The following is a 13622-nucleotide window of genomic DNA, read 5'->3' on the forward strand; positions in this document are numbered from 1 at the left end:
CTTTTTTATTTATAACAGTCTTAGACTAGCTTTTAATCAATCCTAGTCTAAGAAAGCAAAGTTATCAATGTCCATTGCTGTCATGCTGCTGCTTGGTGCAACCATGCCTTCGGCGTGACCTGAAGTACGTGGTAACAGCTTATCAAAATAGAATTCTGCCGTTTGGATTTTGGCTTTATAGAACTCTGGTGATTCTGTACCGCCATTTTCAAGCTTGTCATACGCAACCGCTGCCATACGTGCCCAGTGGTAGCCCATCATCACATAACCTGAGTACATTAAGAAATCATCAGATGCTGCTGAGATGATTTCACGGTCTTTACGTGCCATCAACATCAAGCGTACTGTCAGAGTGTTCCACTCAGCACAAAGCTTAGTCAATGCCCAAACAAACTTGCGCATGTCTTTGTCTAAGGCATACTCGCCACACCATTTCATGATGCTTGAGGTGTAATCGCGAATGATTTTACCTTTAGACTGCAAGATAACTTTACGACCTAATAGATCCAATGCTTGGATACCGGTCGTACCTTCGTACATGGTTGCGATACGAGCATCACGAGCGATAAGCTCCATGCCCCATTCTTTGATATAACCGTGACCGCCATATACTTGCTGACCGTGTTTGGCTGCTTCAATACCAAGCTCAGTTAAGAAACCTTTTAGGATAGGCGTATAGAAGCCAAGCTTATCATCCCATTTTTCAAACTCTTCATCATCGCCATTGATGATGCCTTGTGCCATTTTATCTGCATAGCGTGCTGAATGATAAATCATTGAGCGACCGCCTTCAGCAAAAGCTTTTTGGGTCAATAGCATACGGCGTACGTCAGCATGATGAATGATCGCATCAGCAACTTTTTCAGGATCTTTCGTACCCGATAAAGTACGCATTGAACGACGATCTTTGGCATATGGTAGGGCGTTTTGGAATGACAATTCAGTGTGCGCCAGACCTTGGATACCAGTACCAATACGGGCAGTGTTCATAAAGGTGAACATGGCTTTTAGACCTTTGTTCGGCTCACCAATTAAGTAACCAACGGCATCATCAAAGTTTAGGACACAAGTGGCTGATGAGCTGATGCCCATTTTGTGTTCAATAGATCCACAAGAGACGCCATTACGCTCGCCAATTTCGCCTTCAGCATTTGGCAAAAATTTCGGTACGATAAACAATGAAATACCACGGGTGCCTTCTGGCGCATCCGGTAGACGGGCTAAAACGATATGAATGATGTTTTCAGTTAAGTCATGCTCACCACTTGAGATGAAAATCTTAGTACCGCTAAGCTTATAGCTGCTGTCGTCTTGTGGAATAGCTTTTGACTTTACTTGACCCAAGTCTGTACCACATTGTGGCTCAGTTAGACACATAGTGCCTGCCCAAGAGCCTTCGACCAATTTATGTAGATACGTCTCTTTTTGCTCATCCGTACCATACTGCATAATGGTATTGATACAGCCGGTTGATAAACCAGGATACATTGCCCAAGGCCAGTTAGCCGTACCGATCATTTCAGCTTTGATAAGGTTCAATGAGGTCGGTAAGTTCATACCGCCGTATTCTTCAGGGTAAGAAATACCTTGCCAGCCACCATCAACAAACTGCTGATATGCTTCTTTAAAGCCTTTAGGCGTAGTCACCACACCATTCTCAAAATGACAACCTTCTTCATCCGCTGGCTGATATAAAGGTGCCAAAACGTTTTCGGCAAAATCTGCCATACCTTGAAGAATCATATCAACGGTTTCAGGATCTGCATTTTCGCCATTATCCAAATCTTTATAATGCGTTTGGTAGTCAAATACATCATTAATTAAAAACTTGATATCACGTAAAGGTGCTTTGTAAGTTAACATAGTCGTTCTCTTTAGTTGTTCGCTATCATAGACGGTTGACTTAGTTTTTAAGCCAGAGTTTATGGAAACGATTTTAATTATTTGGAATAAAAACAGAGAATATCTTGAGTCAATGGGTGGATATGTTAAGGCTAGCTTTTCTATTTTGGAAACTGTTAAGTTATCCTTGATAAAAAACAGTCTTTGCGCATTGATGCAGTATAAATCTTATATAGCGACAAATATATAACTAATAACTAATATTCATAGTTTATTAGTATAATTACAACATTAAGTTATTATTGTGTCAATGAGCTTTTTAACCTCATATTTTGCTAAGCCATTATCTATTATAAGAATAACCGTATGATCAAGGCGAACGGTAAGCCCATTATTCTAATGCATTTACGATATAAGGAAGGCTTTGTATGAGCGTACCAAAGTCCAAGGCAAAGCGGGTGTCTTGGCTGACAATATTATTGACTCGCCTGAAGTTTTTGATAGATGGTGAGCTTGCTCATTTGCTCACCGTCAATCAAAGCAAGAGACCGTGGCATATGCCCATTATCGCTGCCATTACCATCAGTTTCCCCGTATTTGTGGGCGCTTACTTTGAGGCTTTGCCATCAGGTATCAAGGCGTCTTTGGGGGCAATGGTCATCTTGAATTTGCCTTTAATAGGCAAACTGCCTTATCGTTTAGTGACTTTGATGGCATGGGGCTTTGCCATGTCGTTATGCTTTGCATTCGGCTTGGCAGCACAGCAAGTGCCTATTCTTAGGCTGCCAGTGTTTATGCTGATAGCCTTTGGTGTGGTTATGTTTGGACGTTATTATCGCCAGCCGCCGCCAGCTGGCTTGTTTGTAATGATGGCTGGGGCGCTAGCATTATTTATACCACTGCCATTAGAGAAAATCATGTCAGCCACTGGGCTTGTGATGCTGGGCAGTGGCTTTGCCTTAATCATGGGGTTGCTGTATTCACTATTTTTATTAGCGACGCGTCCTGCTACGCCGACACCAACTTATAGCTATGAGCCTGATACCATTAGTGAAAGCATTATTGTCGCAGGTTTTGTCAGTTTAGCGCTCTTGATTCCCTTAATGCTAAATATGTCTAATCCGTACTGGGCAGCGGTTAGCTGTTTTCTGATCATTCAGGGTATCCACTTACGGACGATGTGGATTAAGCAACTACATCGTTTACTAGGGACATTGGTAGGCGCGGGTCTGGCGAGTTGGATGCTATCTTGGGGGCTGTCGATATGGGGTATCGCTATTTCAATATTGGTTATGATGCTTTGTATTGAATCCTTGGTAGATCGTCATTATGGACTAGCCGTTGTATTTATCACACCACTGACGATATTCATTGCAGAATATGGCAGTGGGTTGCCGCTTACGTCAGCGGTCTATCAAGAGGTCACGCACACACGCTTGTTGGATACACTACTTGGCTGTATGGTGGGTCTTGGTGGCGGGGTTGTCATGCATTCAACGAATTTGCGTGTACCGCTGCGCCGTATAGAAAAATGGCTGCTAACACGATTTGGCTAGTATAAAAACGTAGATCGTTTTTTTTCATTTAGATAGATGGTAGCTGCACTCGTGCACCGTTTATTATGTTGATACGTTTTCTAATGCGGCAGTCGCTTGCGCAACATCAATAGCGCGTCCTGTCCAACGCTCAAAACTTAACGCCGCTTGCCCGATCAGCATGCCGTAACCGTCCGATGTCTGAGCGCCACGGGCGGCGAAATGTTGTAAAAATGGCAGCTCACGTCCATACATCATATCGTAAGCATATTGGCAGTTTAGCGTATCGGCTAATGGCAAGGCTTCACCTGATAGTCCTATGGATGTGGCATTGATAATGATATCAAAGTCGCCACTTAAATCAGCCGTCGCACAGGTATGAATGCTATGTTGATTTATCTTTTCGCTTGCGGTGCTAAGTTCATTGACTAAAATTTCTGTCTTGCTCACTGTACGATTGGCGATGGTCAGCGTTTCAATACCAGCCTCTATCAGCGGCAATACCACGCCGCGCGCTGCACCGCCTGCCCCAATGATTGCCACGCGTGCACCATTCAATGGCCAGCCTAAACGCTGCATGTGATTGACCAATCCTTGACCATCAGTATTGTCACCACATAACGCCTCTACGGGTGATACACCTTTTGCCAATAGTGCTTTATCTAACAATAAAGTATTGACCGCGCCAGCCACTTTGGCATGTTCAGATAAGCCGCCTCGTGCTGCACAGCATTCATATGCGACTTGTTTAAAAGGCACAGTTACATTAGCGCCCACGCCGCCACCGTGAAAAAACGCTTCTACCACTGCCGTAAAACTTGCCACATCATCTGGACAATATTGTCGCTGATAACAGATATCAAGCCCTGCTTGCGTACCAAATAACGTATGGATTTCAGGAGACTTGCTGTGGGCAATCGGATTACCAATAACAATAAAATTCTGGGTCATAAAGGCTCCACTGGCGGTACAGGGCATAAGTAAGGGTGATAGAGTAAAGGTATCAAAGCGTACTTATCATAAGGGATAACGCACCGTTTGACAAACCTGAAGCTATGGATATAACTAGCTGAGTCGGGGTAAATTTTTATGACGTTAGTGTCTTAACAAATCTGTACTCTCTGCGAGTGTTATCCGTAAGGTAAAGGGTGGTCAAGCGCTAAGCAGTTGGGTAAACTAGAGAGCATGAAAAAGTAACCATATTATTTTTCCCTGTGCTTTTTTAATGTGATTTATAAAATATTTAAACAGAAAAAGTGTATGTATAAAAATTCAGTGATAGAAAGATTTCAATAACAGACACTATTCATTATCAGCGGCATACCTAGCTGCTTGTTAATACCATTTTCAGAACTATCTTAAAGTGTGAGTAAGTTGCCCATGTGGAATAACACCCTACAGACCCTTATGGTCAGTACGATAATGGCAGTTGGCGTGTCGTTAAGCGCCTGTGATAACAATAAAAGCAGCAAAGTATCAACAGAGGAGGTAAGTGCGGATAAGCAGACCGTCTCCGATACACCAAAACCAAAAGACCCTGCGCCAAATGCTGATTTAGATGGCGCTACTGCGCAAGAGGGCACCCCAGTCAAATATGATGTCGCGTCATGGGGTCCTAAGAAAGTCGAGCCGCTTCGTGTCGATCAACTAGACGATATCAAATCAACACTTGGTAAAGTGGTCAGCACCGATGAAAATAGCTTGGATTATGCCAGTAATCCTGCGTCCAAATACCGCTTTATGAATACCGAAGCACCTTATTTAGATCTTATCGATTCTGAAAAATATCTCGAGCTTGGCTGGTACTTTGCCAATCCTACCGACTCGGATAAAGAAAAATCACTCAGTCAAGGTCATGCCAAAAAATCCTATCAACTTGCTCGTCAATTAATGGGTGATGAGGGCGGTAAGCTGGTGGCTGATATGCTAAACGGTCAAATTATCAAAAATAAAGTCATCGGTGGGCAAAAAGTAGAGCTGGCAAAATGTGAGTTTTATAGCTGTATGCTGGTTATCAATAAGTCTGCTAGCCAAAAAAATCAGTGAGCCATGCAGCCATCAAATAGCTGGGTTTGTTTAACGGCATTAGACAAGCAGACCACAGCCAGTAACGCCACATTAGACAATCGCGGATTGGCATACGCCGATGGTTTTTTTACCACCATGGGCGTTATCAATGGGCAGATACTGTGGGCGGAGTATCATCATCAGCGTCTCATCTCTCATGCGACTGCCTTGCAGCTTGATTTAGACCACTGCTCGTTATTATCTGCCTTGCAAGTGCATGCGCAGCAGCTACAACAAGGTATGCTAAAGCTTGTCATCACACGCGCCGCACAAGATATCCGTGGTTATGGCTATACGCCAAGTGAGTGTGGTAGCAAGTGTGAGACTTGGCTGAAATCCTTAGCGATGAAGGTTAGCACTACTGAGCAATTGCCTTTAGCTGATGATATTTTTGTTCCGATGCAGCCTATGAGCACTGCTGTTTGTTTATCTTCGCAAATCGCTTGTCTGCCGCCGTCTCTTGCTGGACTAAAAAGTCTAAATCGTCTTGATAATGTGTTAGCGAGTGCGGAGTTGCAGGATATCAAAGCTCGTTCATTAAACTCTAATGGATCGCAAGATATCAGTGAGGGCTTGCTACGTGATATGACTGGGTGCTGGGTTGAAGGCACGATGAGCAATATGTTTTATCAATTATCTGATTGCCGACTGGTAGAGTCGCCATCTTCAGAGATGATAAATACGGCTAATGATGATAAAAATAAGGCTGCTAAAGGCAACGCAAATTATTTGACCCAAGGTCAATGGTATACGTCATCAATGGCGCAATCGGGCGTCGCTGGGGTGATGCGGCAAGTAATCATTGATGAGTTATCTACGACGAAATATCCAGTTGTTGTGCGGTCATTACAAGATAAGGATTTGCTACATTTAAGCCAGCTTTTCTTTTGCAATGCGTTACGCGGTATTATGCCAATGACCAGTCTGATGTTATTGTCGGGTGAGGTGGTGGGTTTTTAATCTGTTTCATCCTATTCAAAAATATTAAATTTGGTGTCAATAAAGTCGTCAGGATACAAAACAACTTCTTCATTGCGATACATATCTTGCGCTTTTAACAGTGCTTCTTGCTCGTTCTCTGCATTAACTTCCACGATATTACTCAATGTTTCAACAACCTCTATCTGAAAAACTCTCCTTAATTTCTTATCTATTTTCATCATTACTATTCCCGATATACGCTTACCAAAATTTCTTTAGTATTTATATCCGCTATAGTCAAAATACTCTAAAAACGCTACGGTGCTGCGAGTATAAATTTTTTGCAGCCTCTGTCTGCGTAGGTACAGCAAGCAAGAAAAATTGATACCCGCAGTACATAATATGTCGATATTACTTTTCACTGACTATAGGTTAGCAAAGGTGCTTAAAAAGAAGTGATCGTCTTTTGTTACGTAGACTTGTGCGATAAGGAAAATCGATCAATGATAGTGTTTTGATAAGGAGAGAAATCAATGGACTACGTCTACGAAGATGAACGTATACCTTTACAAATCCGTCGACTGTTAATTTTTGATGAGATTTGCAAATTAGCAAAAAAACAACCTGATGAAATTATTCACTTATCAAGATTCACGGAATTATCGCTCGGTGTTATGTATTTGAAAGACTTTAAAAAGTTTATTGCGTTTGGCGGTGTGTTTGAGTACGCAGAAACAAGAGAGGAAGTTATCGAGCAACGTATTAGAGTTTTTCCTAACGACGAACCAGTCACGCGTGCACTAACAGTCAATTTGAAACAGTTTACTCAGCCCGCGCGCACAGCTATCCAGCTGGTTTGGTATTGGAATAACTATGTTAAAAATAGAATGCACGCTTACGTCGATTATCGTGAAGAAGTGTTTTTTCGGATTAATGATGAAATTGACTCAGACTACCCACCGCATAAGTTTCATGACCGTCTCGTTGCAACGGCACGTTTACCTTTATGGGACGATAGAGAGGAATTAATTGCAGATGTATACCGTGATAATAAAGGGCAACCGAGACCTGAACGCTTTAATGAGAAACGCTTAATATAATTTAAAATACGTAGAAATTGATCGTACCTTATTAAATATTATTGAACAGGAGATAACAAATGCGCACTGCCTATGAAGAAAAACGTATCCCACTACAAATCCGCCGATTAATGCTATTTAGTGAAATATGTCGTAAAGCAAAAAAATATCCTGATGAAGTCGTTCACTTAGCTGGTTATTCAAAGATAGCATTCAATATTGTTTACTCTAAGAAAGATAAAAAATATACAGCATTTGGTGGGGTATTTAAGTATGCACATATACGCCAAGAAGTCATAGAGCAAGGCGTAGACAAGCTACCTCATGATGAACCTGTGATGTGTGCGCTTACCGTAAAAAGACAAGCTTTTACCAAGGCTTCTCGTACGCCATTAGGACTATTAATAGGCTGGAATAAACAGGTAAAAAACAAATCCTCTAAATGTATTAAAGACAATATGGACACTTTTTTTAAAGTAAATGATGAGTTGGAAATGGATTATCCTCCGCACAAATTCTATGAACGATTGGTAGCAAGCGCTTATTTGCCACTTTGGGATGATAATCAAACTTAGTATACTTTTCGATAATGACCACGCTGAACAAACTCAATAATGCCTCTATCGCGTAGTACTTGTAATTGCTGACGGATTTTATCTTTAATGTGGTTGTTTTCAGGATATTTGAGTTTTAATAAGTCAGCAAATGCATAAACCTGATTGAGAGAGAAATTAGCCTCTAGCTTATCAATACATTGCAGTACATCTAGTGTCCAGCCGCGTGAGGCGATAGATTGTGTACGTAAAAACAAGGTTTTTTGAAATTGCTCAGTGACATTATCTCGTGGTATGACTTGCTGGTCTTTGACTAAAAATACTTTTCCTGATTCGGGCACTTTACGCAAGTCAATAGTACAGCCAACCCAGCCCGCACGTTTGGCAGTGACTGATAATGGCTTACGTTTTATGATCATATCGGGTTTAAAAAAATGCTTGGGAATGATTAAGAAGTTGTTGACGCTCAATGCTTGAGAATAGGTCAAAAAGAAAAAGCTGGGATTATTGTCACTGTTGATACGTTCAATCATGGTGTCATAAGCGCCATCATTAATAATGTTACTTAATTTTGCCTTCTTACTTTTTAGTTCGTATTCTTCTTTACAGTTTGCACAATAAAAATCAGCGACAGGTTTGCCGTTCGTAAATGCAGCCAATGGTTCGGCATTACAATTAGGACAATAACTTTGGTTGGCGACCCAATCTTCACTTAATATTCTAATGATTTGACTGGGAGATTTATAGTCTGCAGCGAGATTTTGATTAAAATTAAAGTTCATAGCCCGTTTTCTTATTAAAGGAAAGATTTAAAGTGATACATAAGCGATACGAGTATTAAGCCATATAATTCACTCTAAACATCAAGTTAATTCACAAGCTAAGCGAATGCCATTGAAAAATAGGCGTTTCAATGCTAAATTCTAGCAAACTTCTGCCTCGCGAGTTGCCATGAGCACGCCAACACCTGAAACGCCTCCTGAACGTCCTGATGACACGCTATCGAATGACCAAAAAGGTACTGCTGACGAGCGTATCGACGGGGTACCTTTGAATTCAAAACCAGTCGATGTGACAGGTGCAGAGGAAGTTCCGCCTACTGATGTCTCGCTCATAAGCGGTAATAATAAACCACGCCATTATAAAGCCGACAACCCGTCATTCTTTATGCAGCGCGGCTATCAAGTGTTGTTGGTGCTTGGCTTAATTGCCGCATTTTTCTTAGTCATGGTTTATCAGACCTTATTTGGTCGGATTGAACAGCCGCAGCAAATGGTAACGATTGAAAAGGGTCAGACCTATTACGGGTTGCTACCGCAGTGGCAACAGGAAATCCCGCTATTTTCTGCCACGATTGCCAAGCTTTATATGAAAACGCAAGTCGATGGTCCATTGCACGCAGGTATTTACCAATTACCGGAAAACCCTACCATTGCTGAAGCGCTACACGTGCTTGGGCAAGGGGTAAAAGCGGCGATGGTTAAAGTACAAATTATCGAGGGCAAAACCTCAAAAGATTTGTATCAGGCGCTACGTGATAACAAAGGTATCAAAAAAGAAGTGCTGACCGCTGACAGTACGAATGCTAGCATCGCAGAAGCGTTAGATTTGGTTGGCATATTGCCGGATGCAGTTACCAATAGTAATGATCCTATCGTCAATCACAATCTTGAGGGCTGGTTTGCCCCTGATACCTATTATTATGGGGAAGGCACTACCGATAAGAAGGTATTGACCGACTTGTACAAACGCCAACAGCAAGCGCTGACCAAGGCATGGGAAAACCGTGCGCCAAACCTCCCTTATCAGACTCCTTATGAGGCACTGGTAATGGCGTCTATTATCGAAAAAGAAACCAGTGTGGCAGCAGAGCGTCCTTTGGTCTCAGCCGTTTTTAATAATCGCTTGAACAAAAGCATGCGTATGCAGACGGATCCTACCATTATCTATGGTATGGGCAGCCGCTATGAAGGCAATATTCGCCGTAAAGACATCGATGAAAAAACAGGCTATAACACCTATCAAATCGATGGTTTGCCGCCGACACCCATTGCACTGCCGTCAGCGGCTTCTATCGAAGCAACCTTACATCCTGCCGATAGCGCAGCGCTATATTTTGTGGCGACAGGCAATGGCGGGCATAAATTTACCAATAGCCTAGCTGAGCACAATCAAGCAGTTAAAGAGTATCTCGGTGTCATGCGTGAGAAGAAAGCTCAAACGCCGCCGCAGTAACACTATTTTATGTTGCTATTTATATTGCTTTAAAAAACCATCATTTATTGAGCATTATCGTTATAAAAATAAAAGTAATGATAACGCTCAACAATGACATAAGGTCATATCATGTCAGCATCCATACAAGCGCCGCTTTCTCAAACCATCACTACGCGCATTCAAGGGCGTTTTATCAGTTTTGAGGGTACAGAAGGCGTTGGTAAAACCACGGCGATTGAGCAACTATGTGCGCGTCTGCAAGCGCGCGGCATTGATTATCTGCGCACCCGCGAGCCGGGTGGTAGTCCGTTTGCTGAACGCTTGCGCGAGATATTGTTAGACCCGAATACCGCTATCAATGATGATACAGAGTTACTACTCATGTTTGCTGCGCGCTGTGATCATATGCAGCAAGTCATTTTGCCAGCGCTGCAACGTGGTACATGGGTAATATGTGACCGCTTTACCGACTCAACAGTGGCTTATCAAGGCTTTGGACGTGCAGATGGCGATGCGATTGTCCGTGCCAAAATTGACATGCTTATCGAGCAGTTTGTGGTGCAATTACCCGAGCTTACACTGTGGCTAGATCTACCAGTATTAGAAGGCATGGCACGTGCTAATAAACGCAGTGCCGCTGACCGCTTTGAGCAGCAAGCGACGGAATTTTTTACCAGAGTACATCAAGGTTTTAGTGTCCTTGCTAGCGAGCAGCCTGAACGTATCCAGCGTATTGATGCCTCAGGCAGCGCTAATGAGGTCAGCGCACGAATATGGCAGACGATCGAAGAGAAGTTGGATATTTAATAGACATTTTCATAAAGAAATAATCTTGTTCCAGTAAAAAGCCCCAACTAACTAGTTGGGGCTTTTTATTGATAGGCATTTAATAAACACTATTTAAGCGTTGTTTATTTAGGTTTTATCTATATGACCAGTATCTCAATCATTTTTACCTATATTTTTACTTAATATAACTTCAGCAGTATTACTCTTGGCTGCTTTATCTTGGCCTGAGTCCGGTAGACGGTTGGGGTCTAGAGAGCCGTTTTTATTTTTAGGCGCACTGCCATTACCGTTACCACTGTTTTTATTACTGCTTGCTGTTTTCGGTATTATTGGCGTATTGGGATTCGCAGGCAATACTTCGGGATTGACCTGACTAGTACTGGCAGATTCAGATGTTGCTATTTTTTCGTTAGCTGCTTCATCATTTAATGCTGTTGGCATGGTTGAAGATGGATTAGACGCTAAGCTAGCATCAGCTGACACATCATTAGGTAGATTTTGTTCAGCGTCTTTGTCGTTATCTATCAAAGATGCTTCCTCTACATCACTATCATCGTCCGCCAGCTCTATTTCTTGGCGTTTTTCAGGCGCTTTAGAGTCGGACTCAAAGCTTGCGTCAGCTGCAGCGCGCGCTTGCTCTTGTTGCGGCGTCACATCGACCGGTTTTGGCTGTACGTCATCATCGACGACCAATGAAACAAGCTTGCGATCACGCGGCACCGTACCATCGAATTTGTCAGTAATTACATGTAGCTTGCCTTCTTTATCGACCGTATAAAGCGGCACAAATTGCTTATTATCGGCTTTATATTGCTCAAAGCTATAGCTGTCGGTGATATTGGTGATTTTAATACGGGCTTTCTTGGACAGCATACTGGCAAGCTTGGTATAGGTTACATCTTTGCCAAATAGCCACTGCGAATGGAAGTTTCCTTGCTTGTCATCGCGCTCGCTTTTGACTTTTTCATCGCTAAACTTTAAGCGGTACAGTTTGCGCTCACCGAACTCATGACGATAGTGAATCTCGGATAAAGTATTCAGCTCTTTATCCATACTCATAGCAAATAAACGTCCGATACCGATGAGATCCAAATGATGGTCAGCGTGGTCAGAGACAGGATTGCCAAAGTAAGTACGCAAGCCACTCATGCGCGCGCTAGCGATATTGGTATAGTTATTATGAGCAACGATGACATCAAAGCCCTGATCCTTTAGCGAGGTAGCGACCAACAAAGCGACAGGGTTTGAGCCAACGACCAAAATACCGTTGGTTTCAGGTTCACGGACACCCAAAAAGTTCCCTACCATTTTTGCGCCCAAACCCTGAATCATCACCGTACCAATAATGACCAAAAACACCAAAGGCACTAGTAGCTCAACCCCTTGAATATCATACTCTTGTAAACGAATGGCAAAGAGTGATGAGATGGCAGCAGCAACGATACCGCGCGGACCAATCCAGCTGATCATCAGCTTTTCTTTGGTCTTTAGGTTAGAGCCGATAGATGATACCCAAACCGATAGGGGGCGGGCGACAAACATTACAATCGCTAGTAGCACTAGACCTGCAAAGCCGACGCTCAATAAGCTTTCCAGCTCAACACGCGCTGCAAGAATAATAAATAAGACCGACACCAATAAGATGGTGAGCGATTCATTAAACTCTAAAATTGTATCACGTGGGAATTTTGGCCAATTAGCCAGCGCAACCCCAAGTACAGTCACCGTCAATAAACCGGATTCATGTTCCAGATGGTTGGAGATTGAAAACAACACCAGTACAAAAGCAAGGGTAAAAACATTGCGTAAAAATTCAGGAATCATATGGCGACGCATCAAAAACGCTAATGCCCACGCGCCAGCTAGCCCCATTGCTACTGCCAATACCACAATCTTAGCAAACAGCAAAATACTACTGGCTTCACCACCTGAGATAATATATTCATAGACCAATACCACCGCAATCGCGCCGATAGGGTCGATAATGATACCTTCCCACTTTAAGATATTGGAGATGGTTTTATTGGGTCGTACACTGCGCAGTAACGGCATAATGACCGTTGGACCAGTCACGCAGACCAATGCCCCAAACAACAAGGCAATAATAGGGTCGATATCAAAGAGCAAGTACGTCGACAGCGACACGATAGCGATAGTGATTAGCACACCGACGGAAACCAGCATCTGTACTACAGAGCCGTGTTGTTTAATCTCCTCAAACTCTAAGGTCAGCGATCCTTCAAATAAGATAATCGCTACGCCTAGTGAGATAAAGGGAAACATCAGTTCGCCGAGTACTAAGTCAGGATCGAAGACCCCTAATACTGGACCAACTATAATACCAATTAGTAATAAAAACAAAATGGACGGTTGCTTTAAATACCAAGCCAACCATTGGGCGGCAATGCCAATCCCAACCACGCCGGATAACAATAGGGCGGTATCCATAAATTAATCCTTTTATAATAATATAGTCATGCTGTAGAGCGATTCGAGGCTATAGCATTTAGCATAGACGGTTTTTTAGTTCATGATTCATTCACATCATTATCAAAAATCGCTATCGACGGTTACCGCAAGAGTCACAGCAAGAGTCATGTATACTATATATTAGCAAA

General features: G+C 42.6%; 12 protein-coding genes. 7 read left to right on the top strand and 5 right to left on the bottom strand.

Features of this window, described 5'->3' with window-relative positions; genetic code table 11:
- Positions 1–42: 42 nt before the first annotated feature.
- Positions 43–1863 carry an acyl-CoA dehydrogenase C-terminal domain-containing protein gene (locus tag H0262_RS01200; protein WP_181209395.1) on the bottom strand — a complete coding sequence of 607 codons (1821 nt, stop codon included), beginning with the start codon at positions 1861–1863 and terminating at the stop codon, positions 43–45.
- A gap of 407 nt (positions 1864–2270) precedes the next feature.
- Between H0262_RS01200 and H0262_RS01205 the strand changes: the two genes are divergently transcribed.
- Positions 2271–3398: an FUSC family protein gene (locus H0262_RS01205; protein WP_181209396.1), complete on the top strand. Its 1128-nt coding sequence runs from the start codon at positions 2271–2273 to the stop codon at positions 3396–3398.
- 63 nt (positions 3399–3461) lie between these two features.
- Here the strand turns inward: H0262_RS01205 and aroE are convergent, their stop codons facing one another.
- On the bottom strand, positions 3462–4328 hold the full coding sequence (gene aroE, locus H0262_RS01210) for a shikimate dehydrogenase (protein ID WP_181209397.1): 867 nt from the start codon (positions 4326–4328) through the stop codon (positions 3462–3464).
- Positions 4329–4757: 429 nt separating this feature from the next.
- Between aroE and H0262_RS01215 the strand changes: the two genes are divergently transcribed.
- Both H0262_RS01215 and H0262_RS01220 read left to right on the top strand, forming a co-directional pair.
- Positions 4758–5423 carry a hypothetical protein gene (locus H0262_RS01215; protein ID WP_181209398.1) on the top strand — a complete coding sequence of 222 codons (666 nt, stop codon included), beginning with the start codon at positions 4758–4760 and terminating at the stop codon, positions 5421–5423.
- Positions 5424–5426: 3 nt separating this feature from the next.
- Positions 5427–6404: an aminotransferase class IV gene (locus H0262_RS01220; protein WP_181209399.1), complete on the top strand. Its 978-nt coding sequence runs from the start codon at positions 5427–5429 to the stop codon at positions 6402–6404.
- 11 nt (positions 6405–6415) lie between these two features.
- Here H0262_RS01220 and H0262_RS01225 read toward each other — a convergent pair whose 3' ends face one another.
- The gene (locus tag H0262_RS01225; RefSeq protein ID WP_259275373.1) at positions 6416–6607 is read right to left on the bottom strand and encodes a DpnD/PcfM family protein; all 192 of its coding nucleotides are present in this window, start codon (positions 6605–6607) and stop codon (positions 6416–6418) included.
- A gap of 291 nt (positions 6608–6898) precedes the next feature.
- Between H0262_RS01225 and H0262_RS01230 the strand changes: the two genes are divergently transcribed.
- Together H0262_RS01230 and H0262_RS01235 are read left to right on the top strand one after the other, a co-directional pair.
- A complete protein-coding gene (locus tag H0262_RS01230; RefSeq protein ID WP_149408996.1) occupies positions 6899–7465 on the top strand; it encodes a hypothetical protein in 567 nt (188 codons plus the stop codon).
- 59 nt (positions 7466–7524) lie between these two features.
- Entirely contained in the window at positions 7525–8019 is a 495-nt protein-coding gene (locus tag H0262_RS01235) for a hypothetical protein (RefSeq protein WP_149408995.1), read from the top strand.
- Here the strand turns inward: H0262_RS01235 and H0262_RS01240 are convergent.
- A complete protein-coding gene (locus H0262_RS01240) occupies positions 8016–8780 on the bottom strand; it encodes a DpnI domain-containing protein (protein ID WP_181209400.1) in 765 nt (254 codons plus the stop codon). The two genes, H0262_RS01235 and H0262_RS01240, sit on opposite strands and share 4 nt — an antisense overlap.
- 169 nt (positions 8781–8949) lie before the next feature.
- Here H0262_RS01240 and mltG point away from each other — a divergent pair, with 169 nt between their 5' ends.
- Both mltG and tmk read left to right on the top strand, forming a co-directional pair.
- Positions 8950–10233 carry an endolytic transglycosylase MltG gene (gene mltG, locus H0262_RS01245; protein WP_181209401.1) on the top strand — a complete coding sequence of 428 codons (1284 nt, stop codon included), beginning with the start codon at positions 8950–8952 and terminating at the stop codon, positions 10231–10233.
- A gap of 111 nt (positions 10234–10344) precedes the next feature.
- A complete protein-coding gene (gene tmk / locus H0262_RS01250) occupies positions 10345–11022 on the top strand; it encodes a dTMP kinase (protein WP_181209402.1) in 678 nt (225 codons plus the stop codon).
- 135 nt (positions 11023–11157) lie between these two features.
- Here the strand turns inward: tmk and H0262_RS01255 are convergent, their stop codons facing one another.
- Complete coding sequence (locus tag H0262_RS01255) at positions 11158–13452, bottom strand: sodium:proton antiporter (RefSeq protein WP_181209403.1); 2295 nt, start codon at positions 13450–13452, stop codon at positions 11158–11160.
- Positions 13453–13622 lie beyond the last annotated feature (170 nt).

The sequence above is a fragment of the Psychrobacter sp. D2 genome (assembly GCF_013608135.1).
Classification (GTDB): Bacteria; Pseudomonadota; Gammaproteobacteria; order Pseudomonadales; family Moraxellaceae; genus Psychrobacter; species Psychrobacter cryohalolentis.